Annotated in this window: 22 protein-coding genes; 7 read left to right on the top strand and 15 right to left on the bottom strand. The window is 51.2% G+C overall.

Going from position 1 to position 23236, the window contains the following annotated elements:
- Window positions 1-167 precede the first annotated feature (167 nt).
- The 5 genes from OCU43_RS08030 (at window position 168) to OCU43_RS08010 (ending at window position 4697) form a co-directional block, all read left to right on the top strand.
- The gene (locus OCU43_RS08030) at window positions 168-1322 is read left to right on the top strand and encodes a sensor histidine kinase (protein ID WP_091353214.1); all 1155 of its coding nucleotides are present in this window, start codon (window positions 168-170) and stop codon (window positions 1320-1322) included.
- On the top strand, window positions 1319-2032 hold the full coding sequence (locus tag OCU43_RS08025; RefSeq protein ID WP_245756480.1) for a response regulator: 714 nt from the start codon (window positions 1319-1321) through the stop codon (window positions 2030-2032). The genes OCU43_RS08030 and OCU43_RS08025 overlap by 4 nt, the downstream gene beginning before the upstream one ends.
- Window positions 2029-2814 carry a PAS domain-containing protein gene (locus OCU43_RS08020; protein WP_091353212.1) on the top strand — a complete coding sequence of 262 codons (786 nt, stop codon included), beginning with the start codon at window positions 2029-2031 and terminating at the stop codon, window positions 2812-2814. The genes OCU43_RS08025 and OCU43_RS08020 overlap by 4 nt, the downstream gene beginning before the upstream one ends.
- Before the next feature lie 99 nt (window positions 2815-2913).
- Window positions 2914-4281, top strand: coding sequence for a trimethylamine monooxygenase (locus OCU43_RS08015; RefSeq protein WP_091353209.1), 1368 nt, complete (start codon window positions 2914-2916; stop codon window positions 4279-4281).
- A 65-nt stretch (window positions 4282-4346) separates the two neighbouring features.
- Window positions 4347-4697: a cupin domain-containing protein gene (locus tag OCU43_RS08010; protein WP_091353207.1), complete on the top strand. Its 351-nt coding sequence runs from the start codon at window positions 4347-4349 to the stop codon at window positions 4695-4697.
- A gap of 141 nt (window positions 4698-4838) precedes the next feature.
- Here the strand turns inward: OCU43_RS08010 and OCU43_RS08005 are convergent, their stop codons facing one another.
- From OCU43_RS08005 to OCU43_RS07970, 8 genes are all read right to left on the bottom strand, one after another.
- Window positions 4839-5387, bottom strand: a complete 549-nt coding sequence (locus OCU43_RS08005; RefSeq protein WP_091353205.1) for a TFIIB-type zinc ribbon-containing protein — start codon at window positions 5385-5387, stop codon at window positions 4839-4841.
- 342 nt (window positions 5388-5729) lie between these two features.
- Window positions 5730-6920, bottom strand: coding sequence for a GGDEF domain-containing protein (locus OCU43_RS08000; RefSeq protein WP_091353202.1), 1191 nt, complete (start codon window positions 6918-6920; stop codon window positions 5730-5732).
- Between the two features lie 232 nt (window positions 6921-7152).
- Window positions 7153-7599: a GNAT family N-acetyltransferase gene (locus OCU43_RS07995; RefSeq protein WP_091353201.1), complete on the bottom strand. Its 447-nt coding sequence runs from the start codon at window positions 7597-7599 to the stop codon at window positions 7153-7155.
- 81 nt (window positions 7600-7680) lie between these two features.
- Window positions 7681-8364: a type 1 glutamine amidotransferase gene (locus OCU43_RS07990; protein ID WP_091353198.1), complete on the bottom strand. Its 684-nt coding sequence runs from the start codon at window positions 8362-8364 to the stop codon at window positions 7681-7683.
- A gap of 9 nt (window positions 8365-8373) precedes the next feature.
- A complete protein-coding gene (locus OCU43_RS07985; RefSeq protein ID WP_091353196.1) occupies window positions 8374-8688 on the bottom strand; it encodes a DMT family transporter in 315 nt (104 codons plus the stop codon).
- A 70-nt stretch (window positions 8689-8758) separates the two neighbouring features.
- Window positions 8759-9778 (bottom strand): heme-dependent oxidative N-demethylase family protein, encoded by a 1020-nt coding sequence (locus tag OCU43_RS07980; protein ID WP_091353194.1) that lies wholly within the window; start codon window positions 9776-9778, stop codon window positions 8759-8761.
- 12 nt (window positions 9779-9790) lie between these two features.
- Window positions 9791-10750, bottom strand: a complete 960-nt coding sequence (locus OCU43_RS07975) for a PDR/VanB family oxidoreductase (protein WP_091353192.1) — start codon at window positions 10748-10750, stop codon at window positions 9791-9793.
- Window positions 10750-11271 carry a dimethylamine monooxygenase subunit DmmA family protein gene (locus tag OCU43_RS07970; RefSeq protein WP_091353189.1) on the bottom strand — a complete coding sequence of 174 codons (522 nt, stop codon included), beginning with the start codon at window positions 11269-11271 and terminating at the stop codon, window positions 10750-10752. Before OCU43_RS07970 ends, OCU43_RS07975 begins: the two co-directional genes overlap by 1 nt.
- Before the next feature lie 253 nt (window positions 11272-11524).
- Here OCU43_RS07970 and OCU43_RS07965 point away from each other — a divergent pair, with 253 nt between their 5' ends.
- Window positions 11525-12475, top strand: a complete 951-nt coding sequence (locus OCU43_RS07965; protein ID WP_091353186.1) for a cupin-like domain-containing protein — start codon at window positions 11525-11527, stop codon at window positions 12473-12475.
- Window positions 12476-12483: 8 nt separating this feature from the next.
- Here the strand turns inward: OCU43_RS07965 and arsJ are convergent, their stop codons facing one another.
- The 5 genes from arsJ to OCU43_RS07940 all read right to left on the bottom strand — a co-directional run bounded on the left by arsJ (window position 12484) and on the right by OCU43_RS07940 (window position 16403).
- The gene (arsJ, locus tag OCU43_RS07960) at window positions 12484-13695 is read right to left on the bottom strand and encodes an organoarsenical effux MFS transporter ArsJ (RefSeq protein WP_091353182.1); all 1212 of its coding nucleotides are present in this window, start codon (window positions 13693-13695) and stop codon (window positions 12484-12486) included.
- A gap of 3 nt (window positions 13696-13698) precedes the next feature.
- Window positions 13699-14709: an ArsJ-associated glyceraldehyde-3-phosphate dehydrogenase gene (locus OCU43_RS07955; protein WP_091353178.1), complete on the bottom strand. Its 1011-nt coding sequence runs from the start codon at window positions 14707-14709 to the stop codon at window positions 13699-13701.
- A 73-nt stretch (window positions 14710-14782) separates the two neighbouring features.
- The gene (locus OCU43_RS07950; RefSeq protein ID WP_091353175.1) at window positions 14783-15019 is read right to left on the bottom strand and encodes a thioredoxin family protein; all 237 of its coding nucleotides are present in this window, start codon (window positions 15017-15019) and stop codon (window positions 14783-14785) included.
- 35 nt (window positions 15020-15054) lie between these two features.
- Entirely contained in the window at window positions 15055-16044 is a 990-nt protein-coding gene (locus OCU43_RS07945; RefSeq protein ID WP_091353172.1) for a permease, read from the bottom strand.
- 14 nt (window positions 16045-16058) lie between these two features.
- Window positions 16059-16403: a metalloregulator ArsR/SmtB family transcription factor gene (locus OCU43_RS07940; RefSeq protein ID WP_091353170.1), complete on the bottom strand. Its 345-nt coding sequence runs from the start codon at window positions 16401-16403 to the stop codon at window positions 16059-16061.
- 169 nt (window positions 16404-16572) lie between these two features.
- On the opposite strand from OCU43_RS07940, the gene OCU43_RS07935 reads away from it, so the two are divergent.
- Window positions 16573-17286, top strand: a complete 714-nt coding sequence (locus OCU43_RS07935) for a TatD family nuclease-associated radical SAM protein (RefSeq protein ID WP_091353168.1) — start codon at window positions 16573-16575, stop codon at window positions 17284-17286.
- Between the two features lie 18 nt (window positions 17287-17304).
- Here OCU43_RS07935 and OCU43_RS07930 read toward each other — a convergent pair whose 3' ends face one another.
- Both OCU43_RS07930 and putA read right to left on the bottom strand, forming a co-directional pair.
- The gene (locus tag OCU43_RS07930) at window positions 17305-18924 is read right to left on the bottom strand and encodes a putative bifunctional diguanylate cyclase/phosphodiesterase (protein ID WP_245756487.1); all 1620 of its coding nucleotides are present in this window, start codon (window positions 18922-18924) and stop codon (window positions 17305-17307) included.
- A 400-nt stretch (window positions 18925-19324) separates the two neighbouring features.
- Window positions 19325-22948 (bottom strand): bifunctional proline dehydrogenase/L-glutamate gamma-semialdehyde dehydrogenase PutA, encoded by a 3624-nt coding sequence (putA, locus tag OCU43_RS07925; protein WP_091353918.1) that lies wholly within the window; start codon window positions 22946-22948, stop codon window positions 19325-19327.
- Between the last annotated feature and the right edge of the window lie 288 nt (window positions 22949-23236).

The raw sequence follows: 23236 nt of genomic DNA, 5'->3' as shown, positions 1-23236 counted from the left end.
TTAATTTCCCATTGGTTAAAAATATTTACTCATGGTGATTTGAGACACAATTCTCAGGAAGGGGTAATCCATAGGGAGTAGCCCCTCATCTATGGCACAAAAACTGCAATGTTAACTCTGGAAGAAAACCTTTCCCTGAGCGGGAAACCAGCAGTAAGGAGGTTCGAATGGCGGTTTCATTGCCACTATGGCTGCACAATTTTCCCCGGCTGTTTCGCGATCAGCCCGCACCACAGAAAGAGATTGTCTGCGCCCCAGCCCTGACACAACTGGTGGTCGATCTGGCTTGCAGCGAAGATATCCGGCTCAGCCTGGAACAGGCACTAAACCGACTGCAAAGCTATATCGGTTTCTATCTTCAGGCGCAGGTCTATCTGATCGGTATGCCGACCCCGCAGCGGGATCAGCTACTGCACGCCGCATCAATCGCCCCGCCAATCGGCCTGGCCGGTCAGTTGCGCTATCAACTGACGGAACATTGCATCAGTGACGCCAATGAGTTGCGCTATAAACTACCGGGCACAGCTCTGTCTGTTCATGCTCTGCAGTTACGCTTTGATGAACAGAGTCCGGCGGGCTGGATGGTACTCTGCTTTAAAGACAGCCTGCCGGATAGCGAGCAGATCAACCGGGTATCGGGCCCGGTTGCCGAGGCACTCAGCGGCGGGCTGAGTAGCTGGTACCGGCAGCAGTCCCGCATCAATGCCGCGATCTCATCAGAGAAAGCCGCCCATGCTGCCGAACTGCATGACTCCATGGCGCAGATTCTCGGCTATATGCGGATTAAGGCATCGCGACTGGCGGATCAGTGTAAGCGCAGATCCGAACCGGAGCTGGCGGCAATCAGTGAAGACCTGTGCCATCAGGCCCAGTGTGCCTATCGCCAGACCCGGGAACTGATCGCCTGCTCAAGGCTTTCTATCGAACAGGGACAGCTGGTTGAGGCGATCAGCCAGGCCATCAGCGAATTCGAACAGCGCAGCGCTATTGTTTTTGAACTGGATAACCGGGTGGGTGCCCAGCTGATCACCGAAGATGACTCCCAGGCGATCTTTATTATTCGTGAAGCCCTTAACAACATCGTCCGCCATGCCCATGCCTCGCATGCCCGGGTACAGCTATTACCCCTGAGTGATAGCTCAATACGGATCCGTATTGAGGATAACGGCAAGGGAATCTGTGCCGAACAGGCCCGCCAGGACAGCTTTGGCATGAAAATCATGCAGGAGCGGGCACAGCGGATCCACGCCAGCCTGTTTATTCTGCCTCGCCCTCAGGGCGGCACCCGTATAGATCTGGTGATTGCGGACACACCCCGATGAATCCAACTAAGTGTGATGATCTTATGAATGAAGTTAGCCTGACCAATGTCATTATTGTTGATGACCATCCCCTCTTCAGACGGGGGGTGGTTGAGCTGCTGAACGACAGTGGCGAGTTCAGAGTACTGGCGGATTTCGATGGTGGGCAACAGCTACTTGAAGCCCTCCCCGGCCTCTCCGCCGACCTACTGCTACTGGATATGCATATGCCGGAGCTTTCCGGGCTGCAACTATTGCAGCAACTTAAACAGCTGGGGGCTGAACAGAAGATCGTGTTTCTCACCGCATCGGATGACAGCAGCGAACTGTTTGAAGCGATCTCGGCGGGTGCACATGGCTATCTGCTGAAAGACTCTGCACCAGAACTGATCATCAGTGGTCTGAAAGGTGTGATGCAGGGCAATATCGCCATGGATCATACCGGTGTCACCATGCTGGCACACCATCTGAGTAAGGGGGATCAACAGCCCCGGGAAATTACAGAGAACAATCACTTCGATCTGACTGAACGGGAACAACAAACGCTGGAGCTAATTACCCGGGGGATGAGCAATAAACTGATCGCCCGGGAACTGGGTATCAGTGATGGCACGGTTAAGGTCTATGTTAAAAACCTGTTGCGCAAACTGAACGTCAGCTCCCGCCTGGAGCTGGCCGCCTGGGCTCATGCAAATCAGCCTCACGCATCAGAGACAGGGGGCGGTCTATGACGGTGCTCAGGCTATTCCGCCGTACACCCAGTGCAGATCTGCCAGCGCTGAGCGAAGTACTCAACAGCCTGGGAGATGCCGTTTTGGTGTTTAACAGCGATTTGCAAATCAGCTATGTTAATGCCTGTTGGAAAAACCTGACGGGGTACACCAGTAAAGAGGCCACCAATACCTGCTTCAGTGACTATATCCATCCGGAAGAGCTACAAAACTGGATCGATATCACCCGGAAAGTTAGCCGGGAGGGCGATAGCCAGTTTCTCTGGTTCCGCCTGATCCGCAAGGATAGCGAGGTACGCTGGTGTGAAATTCGCCTGCAACCGTTGCGCAGCGGTGATCCCTTTCCCCTGACGGCCACCCTTTGCGATATCACCCCCCAGGTTCGGGAGGATGAGATCAGCAAAGCCAGCCATCGCAGCCTGTCTGGATTAGTTAACCGGATACCGGGAATGCTCTATCGGGGGCGTAATGATACCCGCTGGACCATGGAGTATGTCAGTGAAGGGTGCCAGGAACTAACCGGTTACAACCGTGATCAGTTGCTCAATCAGACCCAGCTCTCCATCGGAGGACTGATCCACCCCAATGATGCGGGCAGAGTCTGGGAAACGGTACAACAGGCCCTGCAGCAGCACCGTTGTTTTGAGTTGTACTACCAGATACTCCATGCCGACGGTCAGTACCGTCAGGTGTATGAGAAAGGCCAGGGTATCTACTCCTCCACCGGTGCCGTTCTGGGTGTTGAAGGGATCATTCTCAATATCAGCCCCCCTTCAGAGTAACCCGGGTTACCCCTTTTGACTTATCCACTCTGAGGAATTTATCACCGTCCGATATCTTAATAACCTGATGAAAAGAACGTAATTATCAGGAGATTACAGATGACAAAGCGAGTAGCGATAATCGGTGCCGGCCCCAGTGGTCTGGCTCAACTTCGGGCCTTTCAGTCAGCTCAGGAGAAAGGCGCAGAGATACCAGATATGGTCTGTTTTGAAAAACAGAGCGACTGGGGCGGCTTATGGAACTACACCTGGCGCACCGGTCTGGATGAGCATGGCGAGCCAGTACACGGCAGTATGTATCGCTACCTCTGGTCCAACGGCCCGAAAGAGTGTCTGGAGTTCGCTGATTACAGTTTTGATGAACATTTCGGTAAACCGATCGCCTCATACCCGCCCCGTGAAGTGCTCTGGGATTACATTAAAGGCCGGGTAGAGAAAGCCGGAGTGCGTGACTATATCCGTTTTAACACGCCGGTCCGCAATATCACCTTCGATGACACCAGCAAGCTTTTCACCGTAACCGTGCACGATCACACCACCGATACCGTTTACTCTGAAGAGTTCGACTATGTAGTCTGCGCCTCGGGCCACTTTTCTACTCCACGGGTACCGGAATTTGAGGGTTTCAGCACCTTTGGCGGCCGCATTCTGCATGCCCATGATTTCCGTGACGCACTGGAATTTAAAGACAAGGATATTCTGCTGGTCGGCAGTAGTTATTCCGCCGAGGATATCGGTTCTCAGTGTTACAAATATGGCGCCCGCAGCCTGATCAGCTGTTACCGCACCGCACCGATGAACTACAAGTGGCCGGAGAACTGGGAGGAGAAACCGCTGCTGCAACGGGTAGATACCGATACCGCCTACTTTGCCGATGGCAGCAGCCGTAAGATTGATGCCATCATCCTCTGCACCGGCTATCTGCATCACTTCCCCTTCATCGATGAATCCCTGCGCCTGAAAACCGACAACCGCCTCTGGGCGATGGACCTCTATAAAGGGGTCGTCTGGGAACACAATACCCAGATGTTCTATCTCGGTATGCAGGACCAGTGGTACACCTTCAATATGTTTGATGCCCAGGCCTGGTATGTACGCGATGTCATTCTCGGTCGAATCGAACTGCCAGCGACCAAAGAGGAGATGACCGCCAACAGCATGGAGTGGCGTGAACGGGAACTGCCCCTGAAAACCGCCGAAGAGATGTTTACCTTCCAGGGTGACTATATCCTCGAACTGATTGAAGCGACCGATTATCCCACCTTCGATATCGAAGGCGTGCGCCAGACCTTCCTCGAATGGAAACATCACAAGAAGGAAGACATTATGACCTTCCGTGACTACTCTTTCCGCTCACTGATGACCGGCACGATGTCCCCACCGCACCACACGCCCTGGATCGATGCGCTGGATGATTCACTGGAAGCCTATCTGTCTGATAAGAGCGAAGTTAAGCAGGCAGGTTAACCACTATCCGGGCCGGTCACTGACCGGCCTTTCGTTTCATTAAAGAAACCATCAGGAAACACACTATGAATCGGGTCACAAAAATTATCAATAAAAGCGTCACCCCCATAACTGATGATCTGGAAGGTTGGGAGAAGGTCGACGGTAACCCCACCATGACCACCTGGATCGAATACACCAGCCCCGACGAGTCGATGATCACCGGCTGCTGGGCTGCCACGCCGGGCACCTACCGCGCCACTTACGCCAGCTGGGAGTTTATCCACCTGATCGAAGGCAAAGTGATTATCACCGAGGATGGGCAGGAACCACAGACTCTGATGCCCGGTGATGCGTTTATGGTCGACGCTGGCTTTACCGGCACCTGGGAGATCATTGAACCGGTGTTTAAGCACTTTGCGATTAAGTTGAAATAGAACTTTCAACCAGAGCGCTCATAAACTAAGCAGCGGAATAAAAGCTGCTTAGTTTATACCGATAAAGCAGGATGATTTGCTCTGATAACATCGCGGCAAAACATTTGTACTACGCAGGCAGAGATATCGACAATATGAAACCTATTTGTTAACCGAGTATGGGTCTTCTGCCAGCAGATAAGCCCTCAGATCAGCCTTGCGCGGGTGATCATTCAGCCACGACCTTATCTCTTTAATCTTTTCATATGACTCGTCACCAAACCGCTCCCTGTAGATATCTGCGAATGTCATTTCAGCATTCTGATCACGCAGTGCCCGCTGCCACTCAGCGGTAAAAATCTTATTTAATGAGCCCGCTAATTTCTGCTCCTTCAGATACTGCCACTCGCCTTTGTCCAGCAAGACACCGCCGACACTGGGACTGTAGTCCAACCGGTGATCACTGCTATTGGAAATTTTGTATTTATGCATCAGGGTGCCGGTCATTGGGCAGATTAATGCCTGTTTGCTATCGTCAGCTTCGAACGCATCTTCCTGAACAAAAGCGTGTTCCGGATGACGTTCCTTCCAGGCGACATAATCCTCTATCAATAGCCAGTTGCCACCGCAGTTATCGCAGGTATGTGCGCGAAATAAACCTTCCAGAAAACTGGGGACCAGATTACCTTTCTTACAGATCGGGCATTTCATCCTAAGCATTACCTCACATTGTGCTCAACAGATTAATTTTGGCAGTTAGCTAACGCAGATGCACGCCAGCCCCACTGTATAACAGGCAGGGTAACGGTAAGATTGAGAGAGGAAGTACTGAGCAGTATATCGCCATCTCCTGGCAGAAAAACGAGAATGCGGTTATGCACTCTTAACCTGGCCAGATCTCCTGCCAGCGTTTTTAACCTATCCCTTTGTTATCCTGTTGTTTTACTGACTTTGTATAAACCCTGGCAGCAAAACGGTGTTTCAGTTGCGATTATTGCAGACTAACGGCTGAGGAGTAGAAAATAAACACTAGCGTGACTATTTTGTACTTTACTATGACTCAGAACAGTCTGAATTTTCAGAGGTTAAGGCCCGGTTACGGGAATTGAATAAGTCCTTCTCATCTTCTGCTAACACAACCCGATTGCGGCCACTCTCTTTCGCTTTATAAAGGGCGCTGTCGGCGCGTCCGAGAAAACAGCGCTCGTTCTGATCCGACTCATCCAGCTCAGCTACACCGATGCTGACGGTGTAATTGAAAGAGATGTCATCCTCACTATGCATCGTTATACCCTTTATTTCTGAACGGATCCGCTCGGCTACCTGAACCGCCTGGTTCTGATCACAGGCGGTGAGCAGAATAGCAAACTCTTCCCCTCCCAGGCGGGCAACAACATCAATGTCACGGGCAAACTGATGACTAACAACAGACACATTGTGAATCACCCGGTCACCCGTCAGATGCCCATAGGTGTCATTCACCCGCTTAAACATATCGATGTCCAGCATTAACAGAGACAGCTTTTGCCCTGTGCGTTTGGCTCTGCGAACCTCCCTCGCTAACAATGGGATAAAGTAACGACGATTTCTCGCCCCGGTCAACGTATCCGTCGTCGATAACGCTTCCAACTGTCGCTCAAGCTGGTAGCGCAACAGATAGTGATGGGACTGGACTATCTGAGCCACTATCGCCAGCAATGCCGCAGGCCAGATCAGAGCCGCATATTGAAAATGCTGAAAGTTATCGGCGATCGCCAGCTCACCCGCAAGATGGGGAAGCAGCGTGGCTGACAGGGTATAAATAATATTGGTTATCAGAGAGAAGCATTGAAACACCAGCACCGCGATAAACATGCAATACATGAAACCACCGAGACCATACACAATTCCGTTATCAAGATGGTTCAGGATCAGAATAAAGTTTGCCTCCGCCGCCAGCATTCCCACAACCGTGATAATTGCCAGCCAGGCAGAGCTCTTACGGATAAAATACAGTGTCAGTGAATAGGCTAAAGCCGCCAGAAAAAGCAGCCGCAGAACCCTCGTATTATCGGCACCCACCGGATCGGTCACCCAATCCCATCCCCACAGAGCTGCCCAGAGAACGGACAGAAAAGCCGAGACAATGATGGTAAATCGCCGGTGATCTTCATACTTTTTCTGCAGAAAGTCACGATTAGGAAAAAGCAGAAATCGAAGCCCACCAATGAGAGTATCAGGAAGCTCTGCTGAGGATTTGATCACAGCTTAAACGCCTTACCAGGCAACTGCTGAGAGAGTACGTTATTCATCACATGACCTCCATCATCGCAAACCTGACCGGAGTCAGGTTAAAACTCCACAACACGACAATTATATCTGTTTTAGCTCATTAACAGACAATATAAGTAGTCAAAAGGATAAAAAGAGTTCCCATTCTGAACAGATGATATCTGTCGCCCTGGGCTGATCAAGACTGCAAGATGGCCCGGGCGCCTCAGGAGAGAAAAGTGCGCATCGCTACCATTGATGAAAGGAAAAAACCCTGTTGGTTGTAAAACCTTTTTGCCGCTGTATTATCCTGATCGGTTAGCAGAGTAATACGTTTCACCCCCTGCTCCCGGGCATAACCGATCGCGTGGTTTAACAGTGCGGTGCCGATGCCTGATCCGCGTTTTTCCGGTTCAACCACCATATCTTCCAATAAACAGACCCGGCCACCCAGCGCAGTGGAGATGCTGTATAACAGACTCACCATACCCACCAGCCTACCGGCCTCCCGGCTCACCAGAATGGTGCCGCTATCAGGCGACTCTATTATCGCTTTCAATCCCTGCCGTTGTAGCTGGATATCGGGTTTAAATTCCGACTCCTGCGCAAACAGATAGCCCAGCAAGCGACACAGCTCGGGAATATCATCCGGGGTTGCTAATGATATATTCATCACGCCTCCTGTCAGGAAGATTAGACATTAATCTGAAGATAACTATCAGTTGATGCTCTTAAGCATAACAGGAAGATCAGACTAAACCAGCGAATCCAGCAGCCCATGCATTATCGTCTGGCTCCGTGAGAGAAAAGCCTCACTGAGCAGTTGCTGTTGCGGCTGGACATATTTCCCTTCAGGCAAGCCATGGGGTTCTAGCGCCAGAAAAGCCTCCACGGTTCCGGGCTGGGCTTCCAGATGAAACTGCAATGCCCATACACGCGGCCCCAGACTGAATCCCTGGCAGGGCGTAATGCGACTGGCGGCAAAAGGCCGGGCTCCAGCCGGTAGTCTGAAACAATCTCCATGCCAGCTTAACAAGCTGGCGGTTTCAGGCAGCCAGGTCACATCAGTATCGGTTCTGATAACCGGAAACCAGCCGATCTCCACAGCACTGTTTCGATATACCTCAGCGCCGGCGGCTGACGCAATCAACTGGCCTCCAAGGCAGATCCCGATTATAGTTTTATTGTCTGCAATAGACTGACGAATCAGTTGTTTCTCTTCACACAACCAGGGATAGTCAGATTCATCATTAACACTCATCGGCCCGCCCATAATCAGCAACCAGTCAAATGAGTTTCGCCCGGGGAGTGCCTCCCCATGATCAAGGCGAATAGTCGTCAACGTAAAACCGCTCACTCTGGATGGTTCGCTAAACCAGTCATTCATTGAACCGATCCACTCACCTTCTGCATGTTGCAGTATCAACACCCGAACCATTAATCTTCCTCAGGCAAACACTTTGAGTCCCGCACCACCAGCAATGATCATGAAGATGCAACTGATTCGGATCAGACTACCGGATTCATCGAGAAACATTATCCCGTAGACTGCCAGCATAGCCGCTCCAATGCCGCTCCATACCGCATAAGCAGTACCTACAGGAATAGTGCGCATCGCCAGAGACAACAGTCCAAGACTGATAATGATCAAAGAGATACTGATTACCGAGGGCCATAAACGGGTAAAACCATCGCTGTATTTCAGCCCAACCGCCCAGAGGCACTCCAATATCCCGGCTATACAGAGATAGACCCAACCCATATTTTTCACCCTGACTACTGATTAACCATATAGAAAAACAGGGCTGCAAAACGTTTGCCCCGTAAAAACCTCAGTTTACTGGATCAAACTGCGCCAGATAATCCACGACAGTCCCGTGAAAGCGGGTTAATCCTTTGTAGTTGATCAACGGCTCCGGCAGGGTTTTCATCGCCCGGTGCATCCGCACTGCCCACTCTTTATTGGTCACCAGATCTTCAAGACTGAGCAGATAAGTACGGATGCTAAACATCATCGCATTACTGCGAGGCATCCGGTCTAACACTTGTAACTCAACCCGCAGATAGACTTTTTCACCCACATTTTCAGGCGTTACAGAGGTTCGTTCATGGCCCCATTCGTGATATTTCTCTGGTGAGGTGTCCATTCGGGCATTCACCGTCAGGGTCCAGTTAAGACGACGTACCGGTTTGCCCACAGGGATCGCAATCAGGTATTTCAGCGCCCGTTCGAAGATCCCTTCTCCGTGGGCCATCGGTACCGGACCATGCCACTCTTTAAAACTCATCCCGGCATCAAACGCCAGTGACCAGTCCGCGGGACAGGTGATAATACCCGCATCAAGGAACAGATCACCTTCGCGCTGATCCAGCAAAGCAAAATCCCCCTGCATCTGCCGACCGATATAATCCAGCGGCGGCATCGGCAACGAACTGCTATCCCCAAAGGTAAACTGATCCTTAATATTCAGTAGTTTATTTTCCCAGCTCCAGTGATCGCCGTCGCGGATCAGGCTGAAATAGTCCGGATAATCCTCTGACAGAGACACCATGATCCGTTCAACCATATCCCAGCAGGCCAGATCCATATGGGGCATCGCCAGACAGCGATGCGGCATCTCTTTTAAGACCAACTCACGCTCAGCCATTTCCGACAGATAATGCTCATCAATATCGAGAAAATGCTCATAGGCCGAACCCTCGCCCCCTTTTGGCAGGTGAGGCTCCATATTCACCGAATAACGATATTCATCTTCAGCGAAAGGAAAGGGGAAACGCTCAATCGCTTCAGCACTGTTACTGTAGGTAAAATCATCACGAAAACTCTGAATCTCTTTCGGTGCTACACGCATTGCTCTGCTCTCCTAAATATCTAAAACCAGTCGTTCGCCTGCCGCCCGGGAAACACAGGGCATCATCACCTGGCCCGACTGTTTCTCAGGCTCACTCAGATAGCTATCCCGATGTTCCACTTCACCCTCGGCCACCTTGCAGACACACTGGCCGCAAACCCCAGCCCGACAAAGGTTAGGGATCGCAATATCAGCCCCTTCAAGGGTCTCCAACAAACTGCTATCAGAAGAAACGGCCAGTTCTACCCCACTGCGACTCAGCTCCACCACAAAGGGCTGGCCCGGTTTCGCGCCAGCGAACTCTTCCCAGTGAACCGCACTGGCAGGAATGCCCATTTCGTCCGCAATGGCCCTAACAGAATCAATCAAAGATTGCGGACCGCAGATGTAAAAATGTGTACCCAGAGGCTGCTCTGACAACACCGCGGCGATATCGCAGCGGCTCCCCTGATCAGCATCATAGTTGCTACAATGGTTATCTAAGGTTTCCGCCAGTTCAGCGCTGTAGGCTCCTGTCTGTTTACTACGAAACATATAGTGCAGTTCAAACTCGGTCTCACGCTGCTGCAGTTCCGGCAAATAGGACAGGAAGGGAGTGATGCCTACCCCTCCGGCAAACAACACATGCTTTTTCGCCATCCAATCTGGCGCGAAAAGATTTGCCGGGGGTGAGATCATCAACTGATCTCCCACCGCTATCTGTTGATGCATGTAGAGTGAACCACCACGGGAATCCTCCTGAAGACGAACCGCTATGCGATACTGACTCTTATCCTGAGGGTTACTCATCAGTGAATAGGCATTGCGATAGGCTGGCTCGTTCTCAGCGCCTCCCATCGTCACAACTACATGCGCACCAGGCGAAAAAGGCACCAGCTCAGCATCGATTGCTTCGAGCGTAAACTCTTTGATCATCGGTGCGACCTGCTTAACGGCGGTCACCCTGACCGGGATTTGATCGATAACACTCATTAGCCCACCTCCCTTTTCTCTGGCATATCGCTGCTATCTTCTGCATTGGCCTGATAGCCAAAATAGGCGCTGTGTAGACGGGCAAAATGATCGGTGACTTCGAGACTCAGGCCACACCCGCTGCAGATGAAAGGTGAATAGGTCACTCCCTCCGTGATCTGGTAACAGTGACAGCAAAACAGATGTCGTTCGCGACTGACCGGTACCATCATTCTGATCTGATCAGGACGCAAACCTGCCTGCCGCGCATGGCTGGCCACCCGCCAGATAAAAGGCTCACTGCCAGCCAGGTAGAGAGTGCCTGTTAATGGCATAGCAGCCAGTGATTCAAGCAGCCGGGAATCACTGGCATCGCTGTACACAGCGCTCTCTTTATCAACACCACAGCCATCAAAAAGCGACTGCATCTCTCCGGTTACAGCCTGTTCAGCGATAAAGAGATGAAAGCTGGACTTCGGGTTTAGCTCTACCGGCGAATATGCGGGTTTGCTGACAACCCCATTCAATTGTTCTGTCTGCATCTGAGCCCTCCTGATAAGGTCCGGTTAGCATCATGATGTGCAACTAAAATTCCTGATAAGAATATTATGAGAGGCAGACAGAACCCTCAATTGTCATGAAGAGGTACTTCAAAGGGGGTAACAGGAAGAGAGTCTGAACAGTGTAAAAAGAAAACCGTACTACCAGTGCAACTTTTAACGGCTGTAAGATGGATTAAACTCCCTCTATAGGGCATATTAACCTTCATATTTCCAGTAATAACCAGGCCAGCTTATGCAGACTCTGCCAACGCAGAATAGTGGTTTCTTTGAAATTGCGCGTGAATCGTCAGATATCTCTTTTGAAGAGCTCTCTGAGAGATACCTGACCCCTGAGATACCGGTAATCATTGAGGGCGTTGGGAAAGAGTGGCACGCCCGTGAGTGTTGGAATGAACATTATCTGCATGAGAAACTATCCCAGGAACCCTCTGCATCCACCGCATCACTCTGGTACTGGATGAACCGGGATTCACTGACAGAAGACTACACCACGCCTGATTTTGTCAATCAGAGTCTGGACTCTCCACTGGTATTCCCCCGAACTCAGCATCTGCGATTATGGATTAATAAGAAGGGACATGTCTCTAGCTGGCATTATGATGGTAGCCTGGTTAATGTATTTAATGTGCAGGTAAAAGGGAAAAAAGAGTGGGTCCTTGTATCTCCGCATACCCCACTTGATTGCTATCCATATACCAGCTTTGCCATTATCAAAGGCGATGACGACAAAATGCTTAACGGCAAGGTGTTCACCCGGTTCGTTATCAATGAGGGTGATATTCTCTACATCCCCCCCGTGTGGTTCCATAAAGTTGTTGCCTGCGATGCCGAAAACATTAATCTGAACTGGTTGTTTACTAAAAAAGAAACCACGGCTACCTCAGCAACACTTAAACGAGAGGTTGAGCGTTATATAATCAATGACTACCTTAAAAATCATCGATTTAAACTCGTGAGAACGATGCTTAAACAGTTCAACAGGTATGCACCAGGGTATGTCAAAATCAGCTGGCGCTATCAGGAACTGATCAGAACGCCCTACAGCATCTCAAAAACTGATCTGGTTAAACATATCGCTAAGGAAGCCATTCTACTGGGTAAAACCCTTTGGCATCTAAATAAGATCAAAGCCTATACAAAAACGCTTTCTAAGCCGCGAAAAATACAAAAATCCCTGCCATAGCATCAACTTCAACGCGATGGCAGATACAGAGATATCCCCGCAGCTATCGCCAGAAACAGTGCCGACACCCAGAGACAGGCGGTTAATCCGGCGATCTGAAACAGGTAGCCGGACAGTACCGTACCAAGCAACCGCCCCATCGCATTGGCCATGTAGTAAAAGCCGACATCCATTGAAGCGCCATCCTCCCGAGCATAGCTGACGATCAGATAGCTGTGCAACGAAGAGTTGATGGCAAACACTCCGCCAAAGATCATCAGGCCAGCCAACAGAACGGTTTGAGGATAAAAGTGACTGCTCAGTGACACTGCGATCAAAACAGGTAATAGCAACAGGCCCAAAGCCCAGAAAAAAACCGCCCGTCCTCCGGGAATATGGCCGGAGCGTTTACCAGTGAAATAGGGTGCAACTGACTGAATAATGCCATACCCGATCACCCACAACGCCAGAAAGCCGCCAACGGACCAGTGATCCCAGCCCATAGTACTGGCCAGATAAACCGGCAGCGCCACCACAAACCAGACATCCCGCGCACCAAACAGAAACATGCGGGCGGCCGAAAGGGTGTTAACGGCGCGGCTTTTAGAAAAGACCTGACTGAACTTAGGCGAGGTTTTCGCCCGACCCAGTTCCTGTTTCAACGACACCAGGCTCAGCAACCACACCAGCGCCAGAACAACCGTCATTGCCAGTACCGCGCCCTGAAATCCCAGCAGCGTTAGCAAAACGCCTCCCAGAAAAAAACCAGCGCCTTTCAGGGCGTTCTTTGAGCCGGTGAGTACCGCTACCCACTGATACAGCGTGCCTTGCGCATTGGCTGGCACCAGCTGCTTAACTGAGCTTTTTGCGCTCATCTTGTTCAGGTCTTTAGCGATACCGGACAACGCCTGCGCCAGCATTACCCAGGGTACGGTGAGCATCGCAGCGGGAACTAACAGCATCCCCAGCGCCACCACCTGCATCCCCAGACCGATATTCATCGTCCTGTTAAGGCCGATACGCGCCCCCAGCCAGCCACCCAACAGATTGGTGACAACGCCAAAAAACTCATAGAACAGAAACAGCAGTGCTATATCCAACGGGCTGTAGCCGAGCTGATGAAAATGCAGCACCACCAGCATCCGCAACGCACCATCCGTGAGGGTAAACGCCCAGTAATTACCGGTCACGATGAGGTACTGACGCAGTTGTGGCGTCAACCGGGATAAAACAGAGGACACCACCTACTCCTGTTCTGCCACCAGCCGCACCAACTCGACCGTACGGTTGGCATAGCCCCATTCATTGTCGTACCAGAGGTAGAGTTTTAGCTGAGTACCATTGACCACCATTGTTGACAGCGCATCAACAATGCAAGAGCGGGGATCCGTCTTATAATCCACGGAGACCAGTGGCCGCTCCTCATAGCCCAGTATCCCCTTTAGCTCGCCCTCTGAAGCCTGTTTCAGCAACTGATTGACCTCAGCTTCGGTCGTGCCCCGTTGTAGCTCAAAGACACAATCGGTAATCGACGCGTTTGCCAGCGGTACCCGTACCGCATGGCCATTCAGTTTTCCCTTCAGCTCCGGAAAGATATGGGTGATCGCGGTGGCTGACCCGGTGGTTGTGGGTATCAGACTGCTACCGCAGGCCCGTGCCCGGCGCAGATCTTTATGGGGGGCATCCAGAATCGTCTGGGTATTGGTGATATCGTGAATCGTCGTCATGGAGCCATGCTTAATACCCAGATTCTCATGGATCACTTTTACAGCCGGTGCCAGACAGTTGGTAGTACAGGAGGCGGCGGTGACAATTGGATAGAGCGCTTTATCATAAAGGTGATGGTTAACCCCCATGACGATATTAAGTACGCCCTCCTCTTTCACCGGCGCAGTCACCACGACCCGCTTAACCCCCTGATCAAGATAGGGCTGTAACTTCGCTTTGCTCTTCATCACGCCGGAGGCCTCAATCACAATATCGCAGCCAGACCAGTCGGTATCTTCTATCGCCCTGTTCCGGGTACAGTGCAACCGCTTACCCTGAATAAGCATCTCACTGTTATCAGCGTTCGCTATCGCTGTATGCTTCCAGATCCCATGTACGGAATCGAACATCAGCAGATGTGCCAGCGTTGCCGCATCTCCCGCCGGATCATTGATCTGCACAAACTCCAACTCCGGCCACTCCCAGGCGGCCCGCAGTGCTAATCGTCCCATCCGGCCAAAGCCGTTAATACCCACTTTAATTGTCACCCGCTCTGCCCCCTTTGCAACGACCTTGTATGACGGTTGTTATGGTCAGTTATAGTGTTCTGAATCTGTCTGATTACGGCTGCAACCAGCCGGTAACATCAGCCTGCGTTGGAATACTACCGCTGTGTACCAGCTCTTCGTCGATCACAACTGCCGGTGTCCGCATAACACCGTACGCCATAATCACCTGAACATCGGTCTCTTTCTGCACCATCGCCTCGACACCCAGTTCGGTTGCCAGCTTCTCAATCAGCTCGGCTGTTTTTGTGCATTTAGTACAACCACTACCCAATACTTTGATATTTTTCATCACGCGCTCCTTGGTTTTATCTCCTTTCCCAACAATCACAACACCGGGAAAAGAAAATTAAAGATCCAGCCAATCAGGGTGAAAGCAAACAGCAGCATGGCAAACAGAATCGCCAGTAAACGCCACTGCATCACCTGTTTCAGCAGGATAAATTCAGGAAAACTGGCCGCCACTGTACTCATACAAAATGCCAGGGTTGTGCCGATCGGCAGGCCATTGGTAATCAGACTCTCCATCACCGGGATAACACCGGTCGCATTCGAGTAAAGCGGGATACCTAGCGCTACTGCCGCAGGCACAGTCCACCACTGCCCATCCCCCAGATTAGCTTCTATCCAGCCATCCGGTACAAAGCCATGCAACGCCGCACCCAGACCCACACCGATAATCACCCACTTCCACACCCGGCCAAAGATCTCCAGTGTTTCATCACGGGCAAACTGATGCCGTTCAGCCATCGACAGAGTCGATGCTGAAGCAGAACTGACCGGTCCGCTCTGTTTGCCTCGCTCCAGCGCTTTTGCAGCAAACGACTGCAACCAGCGTTCAGCCTTAATGGCGTCGAGGAAAAAGCCCCCGGCGATTCCAACAGCCATTCCCACCAGAATATATACAGCGGTAAACTTCCATCCCAGCAGACTCAATAGCAACAGTACCGCAACTTCGTTGATCAGAGGCGAGGTCAGCAGAAATGCCATGGTAATACCCACCGGTATCCCGGCTGACGTGAACCCGAGAAAAACCGGGATGCTGGAGCAGGAACAAAAGGGTGTCACCGCACCAAAACCAGCGCCCATCAGATAGCCTGCTCCACGATGTTTTCCAGCCAGAAAATCCCGCACCCGTTCAACATTGAGTGACGCCCTCAGAAGTGCGATCAGGTAGATCATCACCACCAGCAGGACAAAGATTTTCACCGTATCTTCAACAAAGAAGTGCAGCGCCTGTCCCATCCTGGTATCTGCTGACAAACCCGCAAGATGGTAAACAAGCCAGTCGGCTAAGCGGGTGAATATTTCGAACATGGAGCCTCCTCTGTTTAACAGAATGTTCTGTTACGGTCCGGACGGTCGCCCATCTGAGTTAAGCGCTGTTTCTCTTCAGCAATATAGCCCGGGTTTGTCACCATAGTTTCCCAGAGAATATTGCGGCACCAACCGGGAAGGTCCGGGTTGAGCCGGTAGAATACCCACTGACCGTGACGCCGATCACTGAGCAAGCCCGCTTTTTTCAGTTGCGCCAGATGGCGGGATACTTTCGGCTGACTCAGTTCTAACGCGGCGATCAGTTCACAGACGCACAGTTCCTTCTGCTGTTTAATCAGCAACACCGACTTCAGACGGGTTTCATCCGCAAGACACTTAAACAGATCAACAGGATGCATCGTACATATACCCAAAACCATATATATGTTTAATCATATATACAAAATGACCGATATTAAAGTGAAGAGTTGATGAATTCCCCCCCGAATGGCAGCTCCTTGACGCCAGTCATCATCCCAGGAATCAGTTATGCTATTCTCTGTCGCTCACACTCTTTCGGATCGATTCATGCATTCTCTGAAAAACAGCGCTGAGCAATACCTGTCTGAGCACGCTTCACCGGCAAAGGTTGCAACAGAAAAGCTAAAGCCTAATAAACCGATACAGCATCAGAGCATTCCAACGGATGAAACGCTGGTCTATCAGATTGAAAATAATCTCTATATCAATCTGACCGACCGCTGCACCCTGGCCTGCCAGTTCTGCCCAAAGCATAATGGCAGTACTGAGGTAAAAGGCTACGATCTGGCGCTGGAAGTCAGGCCTGAGGCACAACAGATCATCGATCTGATTGGGGATCCAACACAGTATGATTGTGTCGTGTTCTGTGGTTATGGAGAACCTACGTTGCGTCTTAAGCCGCTACTGGAGATCGCTCATTGGGTTAAGCGGCACGGTGGACAAACCCGGTTAAATACTGATGGCCTTGGCAATCTGGTTAATAAGCGTAACATTCTGCCAGAGCTGGGCCAGTGTATCGATGCTTTATCTGTCTCCCTGAATGCCCAGAATGAAGCAGTCTACATCCATCACTGCCACCCCATACTTCCGGGTTCATATGCTGCAATGCTGGAGTTTGTTGCCCTCGCTCCCGAGTACATCAGTGATGTCAGCGCCAGTGCAATCAACGGGTTGGACGGAGTCGATATCGACGCCTGCAGAGAACTTGCGCGACAGCGAGGGGTAACGTTTAAGCAACGGGAACTGGATATTGTCGGTTAAGAGGTGGGTAACAACGCGTCAAACTCTTTCCTGACACCACTGAACAAACTCCGCCTGGGGCATCGGTTTTCCCAGACAGAAACCCTGTGCCAGATCGCACCCCTCCTGTTTCAGCAGAGCCAGTGTTTCCATATCCTCCACCCCTTCTGCTGTCACCTCTAAACCGAGGTTATGCGCCAGATTGATGGTGGCATTTACGATGAGGGCATCACTTTCATCACGCAAAATATCGGCAACAAATGAACGGTCGATTTTAAGCTCTTTCAGAGGCAAACGTTTCAGATAAGAGAGCGATGAGTAACCGGTGCCGTAGTCATCGATAGAGAACTGAAATCCCATATCATGGATACGATGAATAATAGCCATTGCGGCATCAGGGTCGGTCATGATTGAGCTTTCGGTAATCTCCAGCGTTATCCAGGCCGGGTTGATACCAACAGCCCCTTTAATACCAGAGATAAGATCGGGCAATTCTGGATTATTGAGATCTTTAGCGGAAAGATTGATCGACAGCGCAACCTCCAGATCAGCCTGATGCCATTCGGCACACTGAGCAAAGCCTTCCTGGATCACCCACATGGTCAACCCCTGGATAAGCCTGGAGCGTTCCATCAGCGGGATAAACTGGTCCGGATAAAGTAAACCATACTTCGGATGATTCCAGCGCACCAAAGCTTCAGCGCCCAGCACCCGGTTATCCAACACGCTGATTTTAGGCTGATAAAAAAGCTCCAGTTCGCGGTTCTCTATCGCATGGTGAAGCTCACTCATCAGTGTTAACTGTTTGGGACTATGAGCATCAAACGAAGAATCGTATACCGCACTACCCTTATTAGCGTTCTGAGCCATATAGAGCGCAATCCCGGCTCGCTGAACCAGCGTATCAACATCCGTACCATGGTGGGGAAAATGCACAATACCTACATTAACCTGGGCCGCCAGTTTGATCTGCTCGATATAGAACACATCGTGCAGCACCCGGTGAACACTATCCGCCAGCTCCAGTACCGCTTTCTCATCCAGATTTTCATTCACCAGCAGACTGAAGGTGTTATTTTCCAGCCGGGCGATGGTAAACGGTGCAGGAAAGGCACTTTCAAGACGTACAGCAATCTGCTTGATCAGGCTGTCACTGCTGTTGCGGCCCAGGGTATCGCTGATCTCTTTATAGTTGGAAACCTCCACCAGAAGCACAGAAAAAACAGTATGCCTGCGGGGTGAAACGATCAGCTGTTCAACCCGATCATAAAACAGCTCTTTGTTTGGCAGATCGGTCAGCAGATCATGGGTCACACTGTGACGGGCCTGCTTCTCAAAACTATCGGCTTTATCCCGCAACTCCTGAGTCTGGTCCATCACCATAGCGCTGGCTTCATAAGCGAGTACGGTACTGGAATACTGTCCCCAGAAGGCGAATACAAAGGGGATCCCATCGAGAATCCAGAGTGCGAAGTTAGTCTTCTGAACGGCAACTATACTGGCAATGCTGATAGTACCGAACTCAAGATACGCCACGGTAACATTGGCGATAATCAGCGCCAGGAGGGCAACAGAGATCCCCTGCCAGGCGGTTTTTGACACCCGGGAACGGAATACCTTGACATTATTATGCAGAAAATCACTGGTCGATCCTTTCATCACCGCCACAACTAACTCCTTGTTGTAAAAGCCCTCTGTTTAAACAGCGGGTACCCGAGATTAGCACTAAACGCTCATCTGGAAAACTCTCAGATTGAAAATGTACGTAATCCTGTAAAGCCAAAGCATTTGCGATATGCCCCTCAACCGGCTGGCTCATATCCTGCTGAAAGAGCAAGTAGAAATAATCACGGTATTACACGAAATGGTGAACTGTTTATACCGGGAATGAGTGGCGTCTGAACGAAAAAAGCCCCTCACAGGGAGGGGCATAAAGCCGGTGATAGAAACACACTATTCCGACAGATCAACAATCCCGCGGAGAAAGGATTGCAGAGGTGAAGTATCACTGAAATATAACAGCGATACTTCACTGAGAGATCACCTGAGCAGCCGTGAGTTACTCAGATGCTGCGATCAGACTGGCGTTCCCCCCTGCAGCAGTAGTATCAATACAGAGGTGGCGTTCGAGAGTGAAACGCTCAGATGCATTACGCTCAGTAATCAGGGGGATTAATACCCCGTCACGGGACGCCAGAGCTACACGGTAAGCTTGCAGAACAGCCGTGTCGGCACAGCTGGCAACCGCAGCGAACCCGGATACTGTCGCCAAAGCCTGAGGCTCCACTAACCCACTGATCGCACGGACCGGTAAACCACCGGCGATAGCGGCCTGACATTCGGCCTCAGCCCCGGGAGCGATAACCACAACGGCATTACCCTGTGACAGAGCCAGAAGCGCATGATGCATAGCACTTTTCAGATCTGGTCCGAGACAGAGCACAGTGCCTCTGGCATGGGTGGAAAGCACATTAAGCTCCCCGGTCGGTCCGGGCATTGGCTGGGGTTCATGCTCCAGTGAAGAGAACAGGATATCTGCCCCGTTGAACAACTCTTTAAGCTTCTCAATCCGGCGGGTATCCATAGCCCACTTACTATTGTTCAGGCTATCGATGGCCGGTTGCAGGGCCCCCGCGGTAACCGCCGGAATCAGCTTAGACGGTACCGGTGCAGCAGTTTCAGTCTGCATAAAGCGCTTCACGTACTCAGGCCCACCTGCTTTTGGTCCGGTGCCGGACAAGCCTTCGCCACCAAATGGCTGGGATCCCACAATGGCCCCAATCTGGTTACGGTTAACATAGATGTTACCGACCCTGATACGGTTGCAGATCTGCGCTACACGGTTATCAACCCGGGTATGCAGACCAAAGGTCAGACCGTACCCGGTGGCGTTAATCGCATCGACCACTTTATTGATATTCTCTGCCTCAAAGGTAACAACATGCAGCACCGGTCCGAAGATCTCCTCCTCCAGTTCAGAGATACTGTCGAGTTTGATGACGGTTGGTGCGACAAACAGCCCCTGCTCGGGGATTGAGAGAGATTTCAGGACCCGTCCCCTGGCCGCATACTTGGCGCAATGAGCCTCTATCTTAGCTTTTGCAGCCTGATCGATGACCGGGCCTACATCAGTGCTCAGCAGTGCGGGATCACCCAGTCGCAACTCATCCATCGCACCGAACAGCATCTCCAGCAGGTTGTCAGCAATATCTTTCTGCAGATAGAGAACCCGCAGCGCGGAACAGCGCTGTCCGGCACTCTGAAAAGAGGACGCCAGAACATCACGTACGACCTGTTCAGGCAGTGCAGTGGAATCGACGATCATGGCGTTCATACCACCGGTTTCAGCCACCAGCGGTGCGTCAGGAGCCATATTTTCCGCCATCACCCGGTTGATCCGCTGTGCCGTTACCGTAGATCCGGTAAAGCAGACACCCGCGATACGGCTATCAGAGGTCAGCGGGGCGCCGACAGCAACACCACTACCCGGCAGCAACTGGATCACATCGGCAGGAATCCCGGCCTCATGCATCAGCTCAACGGCCCGGGCTGCAATCAAAGGCGTCTGATCAGCGGGCTTAGCCAGAACGGCATTTCCGGCAGCGATAGCAGCCAGCACCTGACCGGAGAAGATAGCCAGCGGGAAGTTCCAGGGAGAGATACAGGTAATCACACCACGCGCTTCACCGGCGGACTCATTACGCTCAGCTTCATTGGCATAGAAACGGGCAAAATCCACCGCTTCACGCACTTCGCCTACGGCATCACGCAGGGTTTTACCCGCTTCACGGGTTGCCAGTGTAAACAGTTCCGGTGCATTCTGCTCAAACAGATCAGCCACTTTACGCAGGCAATCAGCGCGTTCTGAAGCACTTTTCTGTGACCAGCTTGCATAGCCATTCTGAGCGGCGACAATTGCCGTTTCAATATCTTCAGGGGATGCAGTCACTACCTGACCGACACAGTCTTCAGGCAATGCAGGGTTATAATCTGCACTGCTTTCGCCCCCCTGTGAAGCACCTGCAATCACCGGGGCAGCATGCCACTGTGCGGTTTTGAATTGAGCCTGTTGCGCCTCAAGCTCGGCAATGGCTACCGGATCGGTAATATCCCAGCCCTTCGCATTCTTACGCTTGTCGCCAAACAGAGCAACCGGGCGGGAGATAGCAGTACTGCTGATATTCTCTCCCATCGCTTCAACCACAGAAAACGGATCACGGGCGATATCTTCAGGTTTAATCCGGGTATCGACAATCTGGTTGACGAACGAGCTGTTTGCACCGTTTTCCAACAGCCGGCGTACCAGATAAGCCAGCAGATCACGGTGAGCACCTACCGGTGCATAGATACGGCAACGGGTACCTTCACCCTTCAACACCGTATCGTGCAATGATTCACCCATGCCGTGCAGGCGCTGAAACTCAAACTGCTTGTTATCCAGATCACGGGCCAGATGCAGAATACCGGATACAGAGTGAGCATTGTGAGTGGCAAATTGCGGATAAATGCGATCGGTCATCGCCAACAGTTTTTCGGCGCAACACAGATAGGAGACATCGGAGTTGACCTTCCGGGTGAACACCGGAAAACCATCCAGACCCAACTCCTGAGAGCGCTTAATCTCAGCATCCCAATAAGCCCCCTTCACCAGACGCACCATAATTTTACGATCCAGGCGGGTCGCCAGGGCATAAAGCCAGTCAAGCACAAAAGAGGCACGGGGGCCGAAAGCCTGTACCACAATACCAAAGCCATCCCAGCCAGCCAGAGCCTCATCGGACAAAACCGCTTCGATAATATCCAGCGACAGATCCAGACGGTCCTGCTCTTCAGCATCGATATTGAAGCCCATGTTAGCTTCTTTCGCCTGCAGGGCCAGGGTTTTAGTACGTTCAACCAGTTCAGTCATCACCCGTTCTCTCTGACCAAACTCATAGCGGGCATGCAGCGCAGAAAGCTTAACAGAGATCCCCGGATTCATGCGGATATCAGAGTGGATGCACGCCGGAGCCAGCTTCCCGATAGCAACACTGTATGCCTGATGATAGCGCAGTGCATCGGCATCGGTACGCGCGGCTTCACCGAGCATATCGTAAGAATAGGAATAACCCTGTTTTTCCAGCTTACGGGCATTCTTGGTCGCTTCCTCAATCGTACGGCCGAGTACAAACTGGCGGCCCAGCTCTTTCATCGCCTGGCCCACGGCAGTACGCACAACGGGCTCACCCAGGCGCTTAACCATGGCGCGTAGCGTCTGCGTAACTCCTTTATCTTCAGCAGGCGCAATCAGCTTACCCGTCAGCAACAACGCCCAGGTTGAGGAGTTCACCAGTGAAGATTTGGATTTACCCAGGTGCTCGCCCCAGTTACCCGATGCCACTTTATCTTCAATCAACGCATCGATTGTCATTGAGTCAGGCACCCGCAGCAGTGCTTCCGCCAGACACATCAGAGCCACACCCTCTTTGGTGGTGAGGCCGTATTCACCCAGAAATTTTTCCATCATCGAAGGCGAACTTTCATTACGAACTGTGGTTACCAGTTGCGCAGCATTGGCAGAGATCTGCTTACGATCTTCTGCTGTCATACGCGCATTTGCCATAAGACCACGGATAACCTGAGTCTCGTTTGCAAGGTAGTGCTCACGTATTTCGGTACGGCACTGGTCAGTTGTTTTTGTCATAGTTTCACCTTTTAAAAATCTGCTTGAAAACAGCTCTGCTCTGGTTCTGCTGTTTGCGTATTTACCCATTTTCATTGCAAGAACGATTCATGTACCCCATTCTAAACAGTCCCATAAAGTCGTTTTCACTATAAAGTTATATTTTTTAAGTAATTGTCATATTTTTTAAACAAAAACAAAAATTAAGTCTCGTTAAGTAAAAAATATTTAGACAATTAACCCTAAAGAATCACGTTAAAAAACATCTTATAGACATAAAAAAAGCCCCTAATGGGGCTTTATGCTATT

Origin of the sequence: Amphritea atlantica (assembly GCF_024347255.1) — a bacterium.
GTDB lineage: Bacteria > Pseudomonadota > Gammaproteobacteria > Pseudomonadales > Balneatricaceae > Amphritea > Amphritea atlantica.
Note: the sequence above shows the minus strand (reverse complement) of the source record. Positions and strands in the feature narration are given on the sequence as shown.